The following is a 16,660-nucleotide window of genomic DNA, read 5'->3' on the forward strand; positions in this document are numbered from 1 at the left end:
TCGGATCAGATGGAGCGGCGGGTGACGGCCAGCGGGTTGACCACCACCGCCACGTCGCCGGCCTCGACGGTCTCCGAAACCGCCAGGACCGACGAGAAGGCGAGGGTGTAGCTGCGTTCCCCGTCGTAGACGGTCACGCAATCCCGCCCCACCCCGACGATCGCGGCGCGGCGGAACTGCCCCATGTCGGCCAGGTTCACCCGCACCCAGGAGCCCAGATGGCGCGCCAGGATCTCGCGCAGTCCGAAATCCTTCGCGCCGCCGATGGAAGACGCCATGAGCTGCGCGATCGCCGGGTCTTCGCGAACACCATCCATCGCCCTGTCCTCCCGCCGCTTGTCGTCGGGCCGCCTTTTGCGCACCGGCGCCCGTTATTCGACGGAAGTGTGTGCCGGGCCGAGCGCGCGCCGCAACGGTACTTTGGTTCAATCGCGAACGCGGGGAGTCACCCGCCGGACCCGGCGGCGACCGGCCACGCCCCCTGGAAGACCGTGTCCTCGGTATCGGTGACGCGGGCCGTGAGATCGCCCGGTCCGTCGGGCACGAAGGTGAAGTGGAAGCTGGGATCCTCGCTGATCGAGATGTCGGAGGCGACCGAGAACAGGGGCCGGCCGGCATGGGCCACCGCCACCTCGGTGACGTAGTGGGGCGGGACGTAGGTGCGGGCGATCTGGTCGAACTGCAGGCCGGAGTTGTTGGGGTGGCTGACCAGGAGCTGGGCGGTCACCGGCCGGCCCGCCTCGGCGCCGGCGACACCGTTGAGCTTCATGCGCCCCAGACGGGCCATTGCCGCCTCCTGGTCCTTGCCGGCCGGCGCCGAGCAGCCGCCCGAGGCCTTGACGAAGCGCTCGGCCATCAGCAGCCGGCCGTCGGCGGTCTCGGCCACCGCGCGCACCGGCGTGTACGCGTTGATGCGGACGCGCGTGGCGATGGCCGGCGCCGCGCCGCCCGGCGGAAACTGGAAGACGGCGGCCAGCGGCGCCGGGTTGTTGTCGATGATGAGGTGGACGCGGGTCACCCCGTCCGGGCTGCTGTGCGGGGCGCGGGCGGTGAAGGACACGGGCACGATGGCGGCGTCCAGGGCGCGTTGCGGCGCCTCCAGCACCAGCCGGTCGCCGGCGTCCTCGATGGCGCGGTCGCCGAACAGCGCGACGCGGATCTCCGCCCAGCGCCCGTCGTCACGGGCGAGGGGGTCGGGCGCGGGGGTGGCGGGGTCGGCGGCGACCGCCGGGGCGGCCGCCGGGGCGGCCGACAGGGCGGCCACCAGGGCGGCGCCCCGGACGACACTCCCGGCGGTGCCCCAGGTGGCGCCCAGGGCGGCGATGATGCGGCGGACGGCACGGCGGATGGCATGGTGGCGTGTCATGGCACGGCCTCCTTCCTTGAGGGTCACTCCCACTCCAGCTCGGCGAACACGGCGGTCACGTTGCGTCCATGGTAGGCGTCGAACAGCGCCCAGCGCCCGGCCTCGCCGCGGCCGACGCTGGTCACCGCCTCCTCGATGGTGCCGCCGGCCTTCTGCAGGGCGCGGATCTCGCGCACCAGGGCCTCCAGATAGCGGCGCTCGCCGGCCAGGGCCTCGGGCCAGAGCGACACCGGCCCGTGGCCGGGAACGACGCGCCGGGCGGGGAGGGCGGCCAGGCCGTCCAGCACCGACAGCCAGCCCAGCGCGCTGCCGTCCACCACCGGCACCCGCTCGACGAACAGCAGGTCCGCGGCGAACAGGGTGCCGGTGTGCGGGTCGAACACCGACAGGTCGTTGTCGGTGTGCGCCGTGGGGTGGGCGCGCACCGTGAGGGTGCGGCCGCCCAGGTCGAGGTCGAGGCGGTCCTCCACCAGCCGCGTCGGCCCCACCACGGCTGCGGCCTCCGCCCCGAAGGCCGCGCGCTGCGCCGCCGCGTAGTGGGCGCCGCGGCGGGCCAGGGCCGAGGGCAGGCCGCGGTGCCCGATGAACGCCGGGGCGTCGGCCAGGAAGGCGGCGTTGCCGAAGATGTGGTCGGGGTGGACGTGGGTGTTGACGACGTAGCGGATCGGCCGCCCGGTGACGGCGCGCACCGCCGCGCGCAGGCGGCGCCCGCCGGCCGCGCTGCCGCCGGTGTCGATCACCGCCACCGCATCGTCGCCGACCACGAACCCGACGTTGGCGATCATGCCCTGGTTTCCCGCGTCGATCTCGGCATGGACACCCTGGTGCACCCAAACCCCGGGCGCGACCTCCGCCACCGCCAGCGGCGCGTCCGCCGCAGCGCCGGGCGGCGCGTCCGCCGCAGCGCCGAACGGCGCGTCCGCCGCGGCCCCCGGGCCGGCCCCCAGACCGGCCAGGCCCGCCGCGATCAGCCACACCGCCACGCGCCGGGCACCGGGACGGCGGCGGCCGGCGCAAGAGAACAACGATTCCATGTTACTTACTGTAAACCAATGCACGGCATGCAAACCATTGGACGAAGGTACAATTTGAAACGTCGGCGGTCGCCCGTATGCTCTTGGTGCAATGAAGGGCCGCGCCAGTCTCTAACCGTCACTTCCTGGCACTTCGCTCGCATGGCCAACGCAATATCCGCTTCGTCTGCGAGGCGCGCCTCAGAGAAGCGTGACGACGGCATGCCTGCCGTCTGCCCTTCGTCGCCCGAGTGCTGAACGAACATGCGGGAGGAAACCAGATGACAGGGAAGCTCAGGGCCGTTCTGCTGGCCGGCGCCGTCGTCGGCGCGGCCATGACGGCGGCCGGCGGTGCGGCGTTCGCCAACGACGAACTGTTGAAATTGCAGCAGGACCCCAACCAGTGGGTCATGCCGCTCGGCAACTACGCCGGCCAGCGCTACAGCGCGCTCGACCAGATCAACAAGGACAACGTCAAGGATCTGAAGGTCGCCTGGACCTTCTCGACCGGCGTGCTGCGCGGCCACGAAGGCGGGCCGCTGGTGGTCGGGGACGTGATGTACTTCAGCACGCCCTTCCCGAACATCGTCTACGCGCTCGACCTGAACGACAACGGGCGCATCATCTGGAAGTACGAGCCGAAGCAGGACCCGAACGTCATCCCGGTGATGTGCTGCGACACCGTCAATCGCGGCGTCGCCTACGGTGACGGCAAGATCTTCCTCAGCCAGGCCGACACCAACCTGGTGGCGCTCGACGCCAAGACCGGCAAGAAGGTGTGGTCGGTCACCAACGGCGATCCCAGCAAGGGCGAGACGCTGACCGCCGCCCCGCTGGTGGTCAAGGACAAGGTCTTCGTCGGCACGTCCGGCGGTGAGTTCGGTGTGCGCGGCCATCTCACGGCCTACGACATCAAGACCGGCAAGCAGGTGTGGCGGGGCTATTCCATGGGTCCGGACAGCGACACGCTGCTCGACCCGGAGAAGACCACCCACCTCGGCGAGCCGGTCGGCAAGGACAGCGGCACCGCCACCTGGGAAGGCGATCAGTGGAAGATCGGCGGCGGCACCACCTGGGGCTGGTTCACCTACGATCCCGCGCTGAACCTTGTCTATTACGGCTCCGGCAACCCGTCGACCTGGAACCCGGTGCAGCGTCCCGGCGACAACCGCTGGTCGATGACCGTCTTCGCCCGTGACGCCGACAGCGGCATGGCGAAGTGGGTCTACCAGATGACGCCCCACGACGAGTGGGACTACGACGGCGTCAACGAGATGATCCTCGCGGACATCGACGTGAAGGGCACGCCGACCAAGGCGCTGGTCCACTTCGACCGCAACGGCTTCGCCTACACCATGGACCGCACCAACGGCGCCCTGCTGGTCGCCGAGAAGTACGATCCCGCGGTGAACTGGGCCACCCACGTCGACATGAAGACCGGTCGGCCGCAGGTGGTGGCGCAGTACAGCACCCACCAGAACGGCGAGGACACCAACTCCAAGGGCATCTGCCCGGCGGCGCTGGGCACCAAGGACCAGCAGCCGGCGTCCTTCTCGCCCAAGACCGGCACCTTCTACGTGCCGACCAACCACGTCTGCATGGACTACGAGCCGTTCCAGGTGTCCTACGTGGCCGGCCAGCCCTATGTCGGCGCCACGCTCAGCATGTACCCCGCGCCGGGCGGCGACCATCTCGGCAACTTCATCGCCTGGGACGCCTCGGCGGGCAAGATCAAGTGGTCGATCCCCGAGCCGTTCTCGGTGTGGAGCGGCGCCCTGTCGACGGCGGGTGACGTGGTGTTCTACGGCACGCTGGAAGGCTACCTGAAGGCGGTCGACGCCGAAACCGGCAAGGAGCTGTACCGCTTCAAGACGCCGTCCGGCATCATCGGCAACATCAACACCTACACCCACAAAGGCAAGCAGTACGTCGCGGTGCTGTCGGGCGTGGGCGGCTGGGCCGGCATCGGCATGGCCGCGGGCCTGTCCGAGGACACCGCCGGCCTGGGCGCGGTGGGCGCCTACAAGCAGCTGTCCAGCTACACCCAGCTCGGCGGCACGCTGACGGTGTTCACGGTCGACTGACCCTCACTGGGGCCTTGCCCCGGCGCATCCCCTTCCGGGGGGAGCGCCGGGGCGCTTTCCCGACTCCGCCATTCACGAGCGTCTTCGCGAATCCACGAGGAAGCATGTCCATGAAGCGCACCCCGTGCATCCCGGTCGTCGCCGCGGCGGCCCTGTTCTGTGCTGCGGCCCTGGCCGTTCCGGCCGCGGCCCTGGCCCAGGGCGAGGCCGAGGCCAAGACCGTGGAGGGGGACAAGCCGTACACCGTCGTCGACGGCAAGGTCGACAAGGGCACGTACAACGGATTCCGCCGCTACCACAGCATCTGCCACACCTGCCACGGCCCCGACGGCCTGGGCGGCAGCTTCGCCCCGAATCTCACGGAGTCGCTGAAGCGGCTGTCGTTCGAGGAGTTCATCGGCATCGTCGCGGGGGGCCGCCAGAACGTCTCGGCGAGCAGCGAGAGCGTCATGCCGGCGTTCGCCCACGACCCCAACGTGATGGACCACATCCAGGACATCTACGGCTACCTCAAGGCCCGGTCCGACGGCGCCATCGGCCGCGGCCGCCCGGAACGGATGGCCCAGAAATGACCGCCCGGCGCCGCCCCCGGGTCGTCCCGCGGCGCCGGCTGGCGCCGGCCGGAACGGCGCTGCTCCTGGCGTTGCCCATGGTGCTGGCCGTCGCGCTGTCGGCGGCACGCCCGGCCGCGGCGCAGACGGCGACGCCGGAGGTGCGGGGCCACGAGTCGCTGCGGGTGTGCGCCGACCCCGACAACCTGCCGTTCTCCAACGCCGCCGGCCAGGGGTTCGAGAACAAGCTGGCGGAGATGGTCGGGGCCGAGCTGGGCATCCCGGTGACCTATCACTGGTACCCGCAAACCATCGGCTTCGTGCGCAACACCCTGTCGGCCCTGCGCTGCGACGTGGTGATGGGGATCACCACCACGTCGGAGATGGTGCTGAACACCAACCCCTATTACCGCTCTGTCTACGTGATGGTGTACCGCGCCGATTCCGGCCTGGACGCCCGCACCCTGGGGGACCCGCAGCTCGCCGGCAAGCGGATCGGGGTGATCGCCGGCACGCCGCCGGCCAGCCGGCTGGCGGCGCTCGGCCGCCTGCAGGAGGTGCGGCCCTACCATCTGCTGGTCGACACCCGCTACGACAAGCCGGGGCGCACCATGATCACCGACCTCGCCGCCGGCACGCTCGACGCCGCCGTGCTGTGGGGGCCGATCGGCGGCTATTTCGCCGCCCGCCAGGACGCCCCGATGACGGTGGTGCCGCTGACCGGGGAGGGCGGCGACGTGCGCCTGGACTACCGGGTGTCGCTGGGCGTCCGCTACGGCCAGCTGACGTGGAAGCACACCCTCAACGCCGCGCTGGAGACGCTGCGGCCGCGCATCGAGGCGCTGTTGACGGAGTACGGGGTGCCGCTGCTCGGTGACCGCGCGCAGATCGGCCAGGCGGCCCAGTAGGGCGGGCGCGGGCGATGCGGACGACCGCCCCCGGGCGCCACCTTCTCCTCCTGCGCGGGGCGCTCGCGATCGCCCTCGCGTTGGCATCGGCATCGGCCGTGGACGCGGCGCCCGGACAGCCCGCCGCCGAGCCGGCCCCCCCGCCGTTCGACAGCGCGCTGTTCACCGGCGACGGCTACCGGGCCCGGGACTTCCGCAGCCCGACCGGCACCCGCCCGCCCGCCGGGGCGCGCACCGTCGACACCGAGGCGGTGCGGGACCTGCTCGATGCCGGCGCGCTGGCGGTGGACGTGCTGCCGACGCCGCCGCGCCCGCCGACCCTGCGCCCCGGCAGCCTGTGGCTGCCGCCGGAGCGGCATGACATTCCCGGCAGCCTGTGGCTTCCCGATCTCGGCCTGCCCACCCTGTCGGCCGCGCGGGAGGCGCGGTTCCGCGCCGTTCTGGCGGCGCACGCCGGGCGCACCCTCGTCGCCTATTGCCTGGCCGATTGCTGGCTCTCGTGGAACGCGGCCCGGCGCCTGGCGGCGTGGGGATTCGCCGACGTCCGCTGGTACCCCGAGGGAACCGAGGGCTGGACCGGGGCCGGTCACCCGACGGCGCCGGCCACCCCGGCGGTGCGTCCCGAGGAGTTCCGCTGACGTTCCGCTGACCGGGGGGCGTTCACGGCCGCGCCGCGGCGCTCTTCTCCTCGCGCAGCCAGCGCACGAAATAGTCGGCGGCGCGCAGCCAGGAGCGGTCGTTGTCGCCGCGGAAGTCCAGCACCTTGCGGGCCAGCATCTCGCCGGTGCGGCCGTCGCGCAGCTCCAGATTCAGCACCAGGACCAGATTGCTGACCCGGAACACCCAGGCCGCCAGCGTGCGGTCGGCGTCGAGGCGCTGCGCCACCTCGACCAGGCAGGGGGCGCAGGCGTGCGCCTCGCGCCGCATGCCCAGGTCGGCCAGCAGGTCGGCGGCCGGGGCGGTGTCGACGACCCGGTAGAGACCCTCGTCGTCGAGGACGTCCTTGAGGTGCGCCGTCAGCGTCGCGGCGCGCCCGGCCCACTCCGGGCGCCGCGCGGCCTCGGAGAGGTCGCCCTCCACCTCCACCTCGAAGACGACCAGGGAGGGCTCCTGCGCCGCCCGGGCGGCCGGCGCGGCGGCGAGGAGCACCGCCGCCGCCGCCGCCGCGGCGAGCCGCCGCGCCATCACTTCACCTGGAAGGTGCCGGTCATGCCGCGCTTCTCGAAGCCCGGCACGTACCACTCGTAGAAGCCCGTCTGCTGGGGTGTGAAGAAGATCTCGATGGTGCCCTGGCGGTCGAACTCGACCCCGTAGAACGACGAGGTGTGGACCTCCAGGTCGTCGATGACGATCTGGCGCACCCAGGAATCGCGGAACAGTTCCGGCGCGCGGAACATGTACTCCTTGAACCCGGCGGCGGTGACCTTCAGGCGGTAGGGCTGGCCGCGCTTCAGCTCGTAGGCCTTCTGCGAGATCACGAAGTCCTCGCTGGCGCTGCCCAGCACCAGGTCGGGCAGTTGCTCGGACCGCAGGCTCGGCGTGAAGCCGGGCTTGTCGTCATCGTCGTCGTCGTCGGCCACGGCCGGCATGGACAGGCCGGCGGCGAGCGCGGCGGCGAGGATCAAGGGCTTCCACAGCATGGTCGGCTCTCCTGTCGCGGGTTTGGTGGTCACGGGCAGTCTGCGTTGCCCTTGATGGCCTTGAGGAAGGCGGCGACCTGCTTGGCCTTGGCGGCGTCCTTCAGCTGGAAGAACATGCCATGGGGCAGGGTCTTGCCGTTCTTGTCCGCAAGGTAGGCCTTGGGATCGGCGACGTAGGCGGCGAGGTCGTCCTCGCCCCACACCAGGCCGCCGTCGGAGGCCGCCTGCATCGCCTTGGAATAGCGGGTGTAGCCGGAGTCGCTGCCGGCCTTGCGCTCGAACACGTCGTGCAGGTTCGGGCCGGTGGCGCGCGGCTTGGCGTCCGCCTCGACCGCGTGGCACCCCTTGCAGGAGGTGATCACCTTGGCTCCCGCCTCGGCGTCGCCGGTGAGCGCGCAGGCGGCGGCGAAGGCCGGCGCCCCCCACAGGAAGGCGGCCAGTCCGATGACGGCGGTCGGCACGGTTCGCAGGATCATCGCTCCCCTCAATGGTCTTTTCCCGGAATTCGTTTGGTGAGCGAATTACCGCATCGCCGCGCCGCTTTGCCAATCCGACTTTCGTCCAATGAGCAAATCAAACCGTGCCGCAGCGCAGCATCGGCGACGCTGGACGAAAGTCGAAGGAGAGACCGTCACACAACACACCATTGCCTAACAAATTCGTCCTATCGTGATGTCCTGCGAGGGGTGATGGCGTAGGGAGGATAGGGTGATGAACAACCCGTTTACGTTGGCACGCCGCTTGGCGGAGCTGGAAAACCGGCACACCGAGCTGACGACCTGGTTCGAATCGGCGATGATGATGGTGGACGTCGTGCCGATCCCGCTGATGTGGTGCGACACGGCCCAGGGCTTCTCCGTCACCTACGTCAACGCCGCCAGCCGCGCCCTGATGGAGCGCATCGGCGCCGCCTTCCCGGCCACCGCCGAGACGGTCACCGGGCGCCACGCCGCCGACCTGTTCCCGGCCGTCGGCGACGCCCTGCGCCGCGCCCTGCCGGCGCCGGACCGGCTGCCCTTCACGGCGCGCCTCGCCATCGGCGACGAATGCATCGACCTGCGGGTCGCCGCGGTGTTCGACAACGGGAAATCCTATTGCGGCGCCATGCTCACCTGGCAGCCGGTGACCGAGCGGGTGCGCACCGCCGAGACCTTCGAGGCGACCATCAAGACGATGGTCGGCGGTCTGGCCGGCGGGGCGTCGCAGCTCCGCGGCGTGGCCGTGGAGATGGACGAGACGGCGGGGACGACGGCGCGCCTGGCCGACACCGTCTCCACCGGGGCCGCCGCCATCGACGGCGAGGTGCGCGCCGCCGCCGACGCCGCCCACTCCCTGGGCAACCTGACCGGCGAGATCGGCACGCTGGCCGGCGAATCCGCCTCCATCGCCGGGGCGGCGGTGAGCGAGGCGCGGGCCTCGCGGGAAACCGTGCAGGGGCTGGCCGACGCCGCCCAGCGCATCGGCGAGGTGGTGAACCTGATCCAGAGCATCGCCGCCCAGACCAACCTGCTGGCGCTGAACGCCACCATCGAGGCGGCGCGCGCCGGCGAGGCGGGCAAGGGCTTCGCGGTGGTCGCCAACGAGGTGAAGACGCTCGCCACCCAGACCGCCAAGGCCACCGAGGACATCTCCACCCAGATCGCCAGCATCCAGTCCGTCACCTCCGACACGGTGCGGGTCACCCAGTCCATCGTCCAGACCATCGACCGCATCGACCAGCTGGTCGGCTCGATCGGCGGCGCGGTGGAGAACCAGGCGCGGATCACCGGGGCCATGGTCGGCAACATCGAGGCGGCGCGGGGCGTCGCCGGCACCATGGGCGGCGACGTCGCGGCCATGCTGCGCGCCACCCGGGGCACCGGCGCCGCGGCGCAGCGGGTGCTGGGCGAGGCCTCGGCCCTGTCCGACCAGATCGCGCGCCTGGACGGGCAGGTCGCCAGCTTCCTGGGGTCCCTCGCCGCCGGGCGGTGAGGCGCCACCCTTGGACTAAAGTTCAAACGGCAGGCGATTGAACGAAAAGGCCGAACACCGGAAGATGCGTCGCATGGATCATTCGACGACCTCCCGTCTCGCCGACCGAATCCGACACCGCGCCGCCCGCCGGGCGCGGGCGGCCGTTCTGGCCGGCGCCCTCGCCGCCCTGTCCGTCGCGGCCTCCGCCGGACCGGGCGTCGCCGCCACCACGGCCCCGGCCGCCGCCGCGGACGGGGCGGGCCCCGCCAACGCCGCACCCGCCAAAGCCGGCCCCGCCAAAAAGGAGCCGGCGCGCATTCCCGTCGTCCTGCTGCGCGAGGCGGAGGAGCCGGCGATCCCGCTGTCGCTGCTCGACCCGGTGGTCGAGGATCCGGCGGTCCAGGGGGCGCGGCTGGCCATCGCCGACAACCGCACCACCGGCCGCTTCATGGGCCAGGACTTCACGCTGGTCGAGGTGGTGCTGCCCGAGGGGGCCGGCGCCGCCGACACCGTGCGCGGGCTGGCCCGGGAGGGGCACCGGTTCTTCGTCGCCGACCTCAGCGCCGACCGCCTGCTGGCCGTCGCCGACCTGCCGGAGCTGGCCGACGCGCTGGTATTCAACGCCCGCGCCACCGACGACCGGCTGCGCAACGCCGACTGCCGGGCCAACGTGCTGCACACCATCCCCAGCCGCGCGATGCTGGCCGACGCCCTGGCCCAGTACCTCGCCTTCAAGCGCTGGTCGACCTGGTACCTGGTGCAGGGCCGCGGCGCCGACGACGCGCTCTACGCCGCCGCCCTGCGGCGCGCCGCCAAGCGGTTCGGCGCCAAGATCGTCGACGAGAAGACCTGGGAGTTCGCCGCGGGGTCGCGGCGCTCCGACAGCGGCCACACCACCGAGCAGACGGAGATCCCCGCCTTCACCCAGGGGCCGGAGTACGACGTCATGGTGGTGGCCGACGAGGGCGAGGCGTTCGGCGAGTACCTGGCCTACCGCACCTACCGGCCGCGCCCCGTGGCGGGCACCCACGGGCTGGTGCCGACGCCGTGGGCCCGGGTGCACGAGCAGTGGGGCGCCACCCAGTTCCAGAGCCGCTTCGAAAAGCTGGCCGGCCGGACCATGGGCGAGCGCGACTACGCCGCCTGGGTGGCGGTGCGCAGCGTCGGCGAGGCGGCGACCCGCACCCGCTCCGCCGACCCCGCCGCCATCGCCGCCTATGTCCGCGGCCCCGATTTCACCCTCGCCGCCTTCAAGGGGCTGGGGCTGACGGTGCGGCCGTGGAACGGCCAGTACCGGCAGCCGGTGCTGCTGGCCGGGCCGCGGCTGCTGGTGTCGGTGTCGCCGCAGCCGGGCTTCCTGCACCAGCGCAGCGAGCTCGACACGCTGGGCTACGACGAGCCGGAAAGCGCGTGCCGCCTCGGCCCACGACCGGGCTGACCGGGACCGGGGCACGCCACACCACAATTGGCCGAAGGCCAGGGGGGAAGAGATGATCCGCACAGTGACCGTCGCGGGGGCCGCCGTCGCCGCGTCCTTGATGATGGCGCCGGCCGCCGGCGCCTACACGATCTACACCTCGAACGAGAAGGACAACACGATCAGCGTGATCGACGGCGACACCCTGGAGGTGACGGCGACCATTCCCGTCGGGCAGCGGCCGCGCGGCATCACGCTCTCCAAGGACACCAACTTCCTCTACATCTGCACCAGCGACGACAACCACATCGAGGTGCTGGACCTGGAGACGAACACGGTGGTGCGCACCCTGCCGTCGGGGCCGGACCCCGAGCTGTTCGCGCTGCACCCCGACGGGCGCTATCTCTACATCGCCAACGAGAACGACAACATGGTCACCGTGGTGGACGTCGCGGAGGGCAAGGCGCTGGCCGAGATCCCGGTCGGCGTGGAGCCCGAAGGGATGGGCATCAACCCCGCGGGCACCTTGCTGGTGAACACCTCGGAAACCACCAACATGGCCCATTTCATCGACACCAAGACCTACGAGATCGTCGACAACGTGGTGGTCGGCTCGCGCCCGCGCGTCGCCCGCTTCTCCACCGACGGCCGCCACGCCTGGGTGTCGGCGGAGATCGGCGGCGACGTCTCGGTCATCGACGCCGAGACCCGCGCCATCGTCCACACCGTCACCTTCGAAATCCAGGGCATCAAGCCGGAGGCGATCCAGCCCGTCGGGATCGAGATGTCGGCCGACGGCAAGTACGCCTTCGTGGCGCTGGGCCCGGCCAACCGCATCGCCGTGGTCGACACCGCCACCTACGAGGTGACGAAATACGTGCTGGTGGGGCAGCGGGTGTGGAACGTGGCGCTGGCGCCCGACGGGCAGCGCCTGTTCACCACCAACGGCGTCAGCAACGACGTCACGGTGATCGAGGTCGACCGGCTGCGCGCCATCAAGTCCGTGCCGGTCGGCCGCATGCCGTGGGGGGTGGTGGTGCGGCCATGAACGCGGCCGCCCTGCCCGGACCCCTGCGCCAGGCGGCGGAGGGGCGGACCGCCGCCACCGCCGCCGCCGCCGGGGAACCGGCGCTGGCGGTGGCGCACGTCTCCTACGCCTTCGGCGCGCGCAAGGCGCTGGACGACGTGTCCTTCACCCTGGAGGCCGGGCGCTTCGCGGTGCTGTTCGGCCTCAACGGGGCCGGCAAGACGACCCTGTTCTCGCTGCTCACCCGCCTCTACTCGACCCGCCACGGCAGCATCCGCATCCTCGGCCACGAGCTGGAGCGCCAGCCCGGGGCCACCCTGGCGCGCCTGGGCGTGGTGTTCCAGCAATCGACCCTCGACCTCGATCTGACGGTGCGCCAGAACCTGGACTACCACGCCGCGCTCCACGGCCTGGCCCGCGCCGAGGCGCGCCGCCGCAGCGCCGAGGAGCTGGAGCGCAACGGCCTGGCCGACCGCGCCGGCGACCGGGTGCGCTCCCTGAGCGGCGGCCAGCGGCGCCGGGTCGAGATCGCCCGGGCGCTGCTGCACCGCCCCGACCTGCTGCTGCTGGACGAGCCGACCGTCGGCCTCGACGTGCGCAGCCGCCAGGACATCGAGGCCCATGTGCGCGCGCTGTGCGCCACCGAGCGGCTGGCCGTGCTGTGGGCCACCCACCTGACCGACGAGGCGGAGCCGGGCGACCGGCTGGTGGTGCTGCACCAGGGGCGCCTGCGCTTCGACGGCACCGTCGCCGACGCCCTGGAGGGGCACGGTGGCGACCGGCGCGACGCCTTCATGGCCCTGGCCGGCGGGGGCGCCCCATGAGCGGACGCCATCCCACCGCGGTCCACGCCCTGCGCTGCTTCAACGGCATCCTCACCCGCGAGGTGCTGCGCTTCGTGCACCAGCGCGAACGCTTCCTGTCGGCCCTGGTGCGGCCGCTGCTGTGGCTGTTCATCTTCGGCGCCGGCTTCCGCCAGGTGCTGGGGGTGTCGATCATCCCGCCGTACGAGACGTACGTGCTGTACGAGGTGTACATCGTGCCGGGGCTGGTGGCGATGATCCAGCTGTTCAACGGCATGCAGAGCTCGCTGTCGATGGTCTACGACCGCGAGATGGGCAGCATGCGCACCCTGCTGGTCAGCCCGCTGCCGCGCTGGTACCTGCTGGTGTGCCGCCTGCTGGCCGGGGTGGCGGTGTCGCTGGTCCAGGTGTACGTGTTCCTGGCCATCGCCTGGGCCTGGGGGATCGAGCTGGAGCCGCTCGGCTACCTCGCGGCGCTGCCGGCGCTGGTGGTGTCGGGGCTGATGCTGGGCGCGCTGGGGCTGCTGCTGTCCTCGGCGATCAAGCAGCTGGAGAACTTCGCGGGGGTGATGAACTTCGTCATCTTCCCGCTCTTCTTCACCTCGACCGCCCTCTACCCGCTGTGGCGGCTGCGCGATTCGAGCCCGCTGCTGGCCGACATCTGCGCCGTCAACCCGTTCACCCACGCGGTGGAGCTGATCCGCTTCGCCCTCTACCTCGACCTCAACGGGACGGCGCTGGGCGTCGTCGCCGCCGCGCTCGCGGTGTTCCTCAGCGCCGCCATCATCGGCTACGACCCGGCGCGCGGCTTCACCCAGCGCAAGCAGACGGCCTGACCCCGACCGACGGAGAGCCCATCCATGCCGCCGCCCGCCGCCTTCCTTGCCGCAACCGTCCTGCTGCTGGCCGCCGTCCCGGTCGCCACCGGCCCCGCCGCCGCGGTCGACGCCACCGACCCGCTGTGGCCGTGCGTCCAGCGCTTCGTGCCGGCGGTGTCCGCCTCGGCGTTCTGGGACGGCCCGCCGCTCGACGGCGTGGCGTGGCGGGGCGACGCCGAGGTGGCCCGCCTGGTGGAGGCGCTGATGGCCGCCCCGGACCCGGAGGTCGACGCGACGGTCGCCGCCTTCGCCCAGTCCATCGCCGACCCGGCGGAGCGCGAGCAACGGCTGACCCGGCTGTTCGCCGGCGTGCTGGAGCGCACCAACGCCCACCGCGACACCGCCATCGCCGCCATCCGCGAGCACGCCGGGAGCCTCAACACCCTGGCCGACCAGATCAGCGAGCGGCTGGGCGCGCGCGGCCGCCTGGTGGCCGAGAGCGGCGACCGCGAGGGCCCCGCCGTGGCCGAGCTGGACCAGCAGCTCTACTGGATGCAGCGGGTCTTCGACAGCCGGCGCCGCGCCCAGGGCTACCTGTGCGAGGAGCCGGTGCAGGACGAGCAGCGCCTGGGCGTGCTGGCCCGCGCCGTGCTGGCACGGATGCCCTGACCAGACCCGGTCGCCGCCGGATGCGGCCCACCCCCGCGCGGATCGTCCGAACGGGGGGCTTGCATCCAACGGCGCGGCGGGACACTCTTTTTGTTCGCGTTGGAAACTATTTCCGGTGACGACGATGACGAGCGCAGCCACGCCGCAGCCCCGGACGGGAATCGCCCGGGTGCTGGTGGCCGACGACCACCCGCTGTTCCGCAACGCGCTGCGCGAGGTGGTGGACGTGGTGTTCGGCAACGCCGAGCTGATCGAGGCCTGCGACTTCGACGAGGCCACCGCGGCCGCCGGGACGGAGGACCTCGACCTCATCCTGCTCGACCTCAACATGCCCGGCATGAACGGGTTCTGCGGCCTGATGACGCTGCGCAACGACGTGCCGACGGTGCCGGTGGTGGTGGTGTCGGGCAGCCAGGAGCCGGACAACGTGCGCGAGGCCATCACCTACGGGGCGGTCGGCTTCGTCCCGAAATCGCTGACCAAGGACGCCATGGCCGACGCCCTGCGCACGGTGATGGCGGGCGGCGTCTTCGTCCCGGCCTCCGACGAGGCGCCCAAGCGCACCCGCCGCCGCAGCGAGGAGGAGGAGCGTTTCGCCGGGCGGGTGGCCAGCCTGTCGCGCCAGCAGCGCCTGGTGCTGGAGATGCTGGTCAAGGGCCAGTCCAACAAGCAGATCGCCTATCTGCTCGACGTCACCGAAAGCACCGTCAAGGCCCACGTGTCCGCCATCCTGCGCAAGCTCAACGTGCAGAGCCGGACCCAGGCGGTGATCCACGCCGGCAAACTGTCCCTGCGCGATCTCGACGCCGCCGCCTCCTGATACCGCGCCCTCCTGGCGGGGGCGCCGGCGGGCGCGCTCCGACCGGCCGCCCTGCCCAGCGGGCGGGCGGTTGCCTGTTGGCGCGGCAGCCGTCCCCATCGCCGCAATGGCCATCCCGCCGGCGCACGCAGAGGCTGCCCAACCGCCCGACCAAAGTCGAATGGATCGGCCGCCGGCGCGCCGCTATCATCATGCCGATCTTCCCGCCGGCGTGATCCCGCCAACGGGATCGTGGCCCGAAGATCCTCGCACGACAAAGACAGTGTTCGGGTCTTTGCGCGCTCCTCGACGCGGGAGGGCGACGGGACCAGCGTGGCGGCGGGTCAGATCTGGCGCAGGCCGCACGTCCAGCGGCGCACCGACCAGCCGGGATGGGCGCCCTGCCATTCGACGGCGCGGAGTTGCCCATCGAGCATGCAGCTCAGCGACGAGGCGTAGGCCGGCTGGAAGGCCGGGCGTTCCGGGTGGCAGTCGGCGGGTGCCGCGACCATGCAGACGACGAAGACGAGCTCGATCATGGAGTGGGTCCTGGTGTTGCAGCGTTGGAAGGTCAACACGCCGTTCCGGCATGGTGCTCCGACGAATCGAGAATGCAACATCCATTCCCGCAACGAGGAGGCCGCCCGATGCCAGGATTGCGCTTGCCGGCACCAGGGCCGCTGGTGATGGCCGCCGGGGGACCGGCGCAGCCCGTGCCGAGCGGCCCCCTTCCCGACGCGCTGCGCCCCGCCGCCGAGGCGCTGGTGGCCGAGCTGCGCGGCAACCCGCTGCTCTCCGGCTTCTCCGACGACGAGCTGTACCGGCTGGTGTGCTCGACCGCCTACCGCCGCACCCTGGAGCGGGAGCATCTTGCGATGCAATCCGGTTTCCGCCACCCCGCCGGCGGCAGCGGCGCCAACAGCGGTGGCGGCCGTGATGGTGGACAGGGCGGCGGCCGAGGTGGCCGCCGTGATGGCGACACGGCGATGGCGGACGGGGAGGACTGACGGTTGGACGGCGGCCCTCCCGGCCGGCTAGGCAGGGGGCGCGGCCCGGCCGGCGCGGCGGCGGCCGGGCCGCCGGGCACCACGCCCGCCGGAGCCGAGCCCGTGACCGTGTTCCCCGTCGCCTGCGGCGACCCCGTCGCCGCCTTCCGTCACTGGAGCGGCACGCCCTGGTCGATGCTGCTGGACAGCGCCGCGCGCCACCCCGCCCATGGCCGCTACAGCGTCATCGTCGCCGACCCCGTGGCCACGGTGGAGGCGGTGGACGGCCGGGCGGTGGTCGACGGGGTGGCGGTGCCGGGGGACCCGCTGGACCGGCTGGCCGAGGCGCTGGCCCGCCACGCGCCGCCCGGGGCGGCCGCGGCGGCCCCCGGCCCGTTCGCCGGCCCGTTCGCCGGCCCGTTCGCCGGCGGTGCCGTCGGCCTGTACGGCTACGAGGCGGGGCGGCGGCTGGAGGGGGTGGGATCGCGCCACCCCAACCCGGCGGGCGAGCCGGAGATGGCCTTCGGCGTCTACGACGTGGCCGCCGTGTTCGACCACGCCGACGGCCGCGGCTGGGTCGCCGCGGCGCGGCCGCAGGCGGTGCCGCGCGCCCGGCGCATGGCGGC

Annotated in this window: 19 protein-coding genes and 1 pseudogene; 13 read left to right on the plus strand and 7 right to left on the minus strand. The window is 72.2% G+C overall.

What is annotated here, in order from left to right:
• Positions 1-5: 5 nt before the first annotated feature.
• From AC6H2I_RS26000 to AC6H2I_RS26010, 3 genes are all read right to left on the minus strand, one after another.
• Positions 6-317 carry a hypothetical protein gene (locus AC6H2I_RS26000; protein WP_497503678.1) on the minus strand — a complete coding sequence of 104 codons (312 nt, stop codon included), beginning with the start codon at positions 315-317 and terminating at the stop codon, positions 6-8.
• 128 nt (positions 318-445) lie between these two features.
• On the minus strand, positions 446-1,366 hold the full coding sequence (locus tag AC6H2I_RS26005) for a quinoprotein dehydrogenase-associated SoxYZ-like carrier (RefSeq protein WP_497503679.1): 921 nt from the start codon (positions 1,364-1,366) through the stop codon (positions 446-448).
• 23 nt (positions 1,367-1,389) lie between these two features.
• Entirely contained in the window at positions 1,390-2,349 is a 960-nt protein-coding gene (locus AC6H2I_RS26010) for a quinoprotein relay system zinc metallohydrolase 2 (protein WP_497503680.1), read from the minus strand.
• Between the two features lie 311 nt (positions 2,350-2,660).
• On the opposite strand from AC6H2I_RS26010, the gene AC6H2I_RS26015 reads away from it, so the two are divergent.
• From AC6H2I_RS26015 to AC6H2I_RS26030, 4 genes are all read left to right on the plus strand, one after another.
• Complete coding sequence (locus AC6H2I_RS26015) at positions 2,661-4,463, plus strand: methanol/ethanol family PQQ-dependent dehydrogenase (RefSeq protein ID WP_497503681.1); 1,803 nt, start codon at positions 2,661-2,663, stop codon at positions 4,461-4,463.
• Between the two features lie 110 nt (positions 4,464-4,573).
• Positions 4,574-5,035: a c-type cytochrome gene (locus tag AC6H2I_RS26020; RefSeq protein WP_497503682.1), complete on the plus strand. Its 462-nt coding sequence runs from the start codon at positions 4,574-4,576 to the stop codon at positions 5,033-5,035.
• Entirely contained in the window at positions 5,032-5,922 is an 891-nt protein-coding gene (locus tag AC6H2I_RS26025) for a substrate-binding domain-containing protein (protein ID WP_497503683.1), read from the plus strand. The genes AC6H2I_RS26020 and AC6H2I_RS26025 overlap by 4 nt, the downstream gene beginning before the upstream one ends.
• 14 nt (positions 5,923-5,936) lie before the next feature.
• Positions 5,937-6,560: a rhodanese-like domain-containing protein gene (locus tag AC6H2I_RS26030; protein ID WP_497503684.1), complete on the plus strand. Its 624-nt coding sequence runs from the start codon at positions 5,937-5,939 to the stop codon at positions 6,558-6,560.
• A gap of 22 nt (positions 6,561-6,582) precedes the next feature.
• Here the strand turns inward: AC6H2I_RS26030 and AC6H2I_RS26035 are convergent, their stop codons facing one another.
• Genes AC6H2I_RS26035 through AC6H2I_RS26045 form a run of 3 tightly spaced genes read right to left on the minus strand, consistent with a single transcriptional unit; the run spans position 6,583 to position 8,038 of the window.
• A complete protein-coding gene (locus AC6H2I_RS26035) occupies positions 6,583-7,107 on the minus strand; it encodes a DUF2380 domain-containing protein (protein ID WP_497503685.1) in 525 nt (174 codons plus the stop codon).
• A complete protein-coding gene (locus tag AC6H2I_RS26040; RefSeq protein WP_497503686.1) occupies positions 7,107-7,562 on the minus strand; it encodes a cupredoxin domain-containing protein in 456 nt (151 codons plus the stop codon). The genes AC6H2I_RS26035 and AC6H2I_RS26040 overlap by 1 nt, the downstream gene beginning before the upstream one ends.
• Positions 7,563-7,591: 29 nt before the next feature.
• A complete protein-coding gene (locus tag AC6H2I_RS26045) occupies positions 7,592-8,038 on the minus strand; it encodes a c-type cytochrome (protein WP_497503687.1) in 447 nt (148 codons plus the stop codon).
• A gap of 235 nt (positions 8,039-8,273) precedes the next feature.
• Between AC6H2I_RS26045 and AC6H2I_RS26050 the strand changes: the two genes are divergently transcribed.
• The 7 genes from AC6H2I_RS26050 to AC6H2I_RS26080 all read left to right on the plus strand — a co-directional run bounded on the left by AC6H2I_RS26050 (position 8,274) and on the right by AC6H2I_RS26080 (position 15,069).
• Positions 8,274-9,533, plus strand: coding sequence for a methyl-accepting chemotaxis protein (locus tag AC6H2I_RS26050; protein ID WP_497503688.1), 1,260 nt, complete (start codon positions 8,274-8,276; stop codon positions 9,531-9,533).
• A gap of 73 nt (positions 9,534-9,606) precedes the next feature.
• A complete protein-coding gene (locus AC6H2I_RS26055) occupies positions 9,607-10,953 on the plus strand; it encodes an ABC transporter substrate-binding protein (protein WP_497503689.1) in 1,347 nt (448 codons plus the stop codon).
• Between the two features lie 52 nt (positions 10,954-11,005).
• Positions 11,006-11,980 carry a PQQ-dependent catabolism-associated beta-propeller protein gene (locus AC6H2I_RS26060; protein WP_497503690.1) on the plus strand — a complete coding sequence of 325 codons (975 nt, stop codon included), beginning with the start codon at positions 11,006-11,008 and terminating at the stop codon, positions 11,978-11,980.
• A complete protein-coding gene (locus AC6H2I_RS26065; protein WP_497503691.1) occupies positions 11,977-12,783 on the plus strand; it encodes an ATP-binding cassette domain-containing protein in 807 nt (268 codons plus the stop codon). Before AC6H2I_RS26060 ends, AC6H2I_RS26065 begins: the two co-directional genes overlap by 4 nt.
• Entirely contained in the window at positions 12,780-13,598 is an 819-nt protein-coding gene (locus tag AC6H2I_RS26070) for an ABC transporter permease (RefSeq protein ID WP_497503692.1), read from the plus strand. The genes AC6H2I_RS26065 and AC6H2I_RS26070 overlap by 4 nt, the downstream gene beginning before the upstream one ends.
• Before the next feature lie 24 nt (positions 13,599-13,622).
• Entirely contained in the window at positions 13,623-14,249 is a 627-nt protein-coding gene (locus tag AC6H2I_RS26075; RefSeq protein WP_497503693.1) for a hypothetical protein, read from the plus strand.
• 124 nt (positions 14,250-14,373) lie between these two features.
• Entirely contained in the window at positions 14,374-15,069 is a 696-nt protein-coding gene (locus tag AC6H2I_RS26080) for a response regulator (protein ID WP_497503694.1), read from the plus strand.
• Positions 15,070-15,392: 323 nt separating this feature from the next.
• Here AC6H2I_RS26080 and AC6H2I_RS26085 read toward each other — a convergent pair whose 3' ends face one another.
• Complete coding sequence (locus AC6H2I_RS26085; RefSeq protein WP_497503695.1) at positions 15,393-15,587, minus strand: hypothetical protein; 195 nt, start codon at positions 15,585-15,587, stop codon at positions 15,393-15,395.
• Positions 15,588-15,695: 108 nt separating this feature from the next.
• Between AC6H2I_RS26085 and AC6H2I_RS26090 the strand changes: the two genes are divergently transcribed.
• Both AC6H2I_RS26090 and AC6H2I_RS26095 read left to right on the plus strand, forming a co-directional pair.
• Complete coding sequence (locus tag AC6H2I_RS26090; RefSeq protein WP_497503696.1) at positions 15,696-16,055, plus strand: hypothetical protein; 360 nt, start codon at positions 15,696-15,698, stop codon at positions 16,053-16,055.
• A gap of 102 nt (positions 16,056-16,157) precedes the next feature.
• Positions 16,158-16,660, plus strand: a pseudogene (locus AC6H2I_RS26095) (aminodeoxychorismate/anthranilate synthase component I); the annotation flags it as partial.

The organism is Azospirillum sp. NS33 (genome assembly GCF_059703765.1).